The organism is Fulvivirga aurantia (assembly GCF_009711475.1).
Classification (GTDB): Bacteria; Bacteroidota; Bacteroidia; order Cytophagales; family Cyclobacteriaceae; genus Fulvivirga; species Fulvivirga aurantia.
This window is the reverse complement of the sequence record NZ_SMMD01000202.1, coordinates 1-947: the sequence shown is the minus strand read 5'-3', so window position 1 is coordinate 947 and position 947 is coordinate 1. Positions and strand designations below refer to the sequence as shown.

The 947-nt window shown below is 34.3% G+C and carries 1 protein-coding gene; it reads right to left on the bottom strand.

Annotated elements, in window-relative coordinates:
- Positions 1–216 precede the first annotated feature (216 nt).
- A partial coding sequence (locus tag E1176_RS20210) for a hypothetical protein (RefSeq protein ID WP_185152500.1) occupies positions 217–947 on the bottom strand: 731 nt, incomplete at its 5' end.

The following is a 947-nucleotide window of genomic DNA, read 5'->3' as shown; positions in this document are numbered from 1 at the left end:
CCGATTTCTTATCGTTCGACAAGTTCTTTTGTACCTCTTTCCGATAGGTTTCTTCAAGTTGTATTTTTTGCTTTTCTTCCTTTGTTAACATCGTTATTAATTCTCGCTGACCGACCAACTAAAATGAGTGTGCGCCACAGTTGCTAGAAGCACTGAAGGTTTTTTTATACATTATTCTTTCAAATGCACAGTTCGCATATTCATTTTAAGCATTTGTTAACGGCTTTGATTTTCATTCCAGTCCACTTTGGTTAGTTTACCATTTCTAATAATTATTACTGACACTTCCTTATCTCTAGCCGTTCCATAAAAATCTAAATTCATCAAAGTATAATTTCCATAATTTTTTGTAATAGGGTAATGAGTATAAATTTCTTTGTTAAAAAGCGGATGAACAATTTTGATTTCAGATCCATCAATCTCAGTTAAAAAAGTCAATCCATTTAAGTGGGCAATATATAATTGTCTGTCTCCATGTTCGAAGGTAGAGAACAATTGTATACCAAAAAGATCAAGCGTTTTTTGATAAGCGTCAGATTTGTCTGAATAGCCCAATGCCTGTCCTTCTTTTGTTTTGTTTACTGCACTATTTTTGGCCTTTGAAAGTTGACGTGGATCCGGAATAGATTTGATTTCTGATGAACCCATCATATGCCCTAAGTGTGCTAAAACCAAATAACTTCTGTTCTTTTTTAGAACTGAGTTAGCACAAGTCGATTCAGTAAAGTAGGTTTCGTTTGAGGCTTTATCAAAAAAGTAAATAGTTCCTCCCCACTCTCCTTGACAATCACCAAAAACAATATATTTATCATCATCAAAGAGTATTGGCTGATCTTTCACGGGAAGTCCTATTGTTGCTTTTACCCATTTTTTGCCTGACCATTCGTAAAGCCTGTTGAATAACTGATTTTTACTGTGAGCGTAAAGCTTACCATTAATTATCCAGT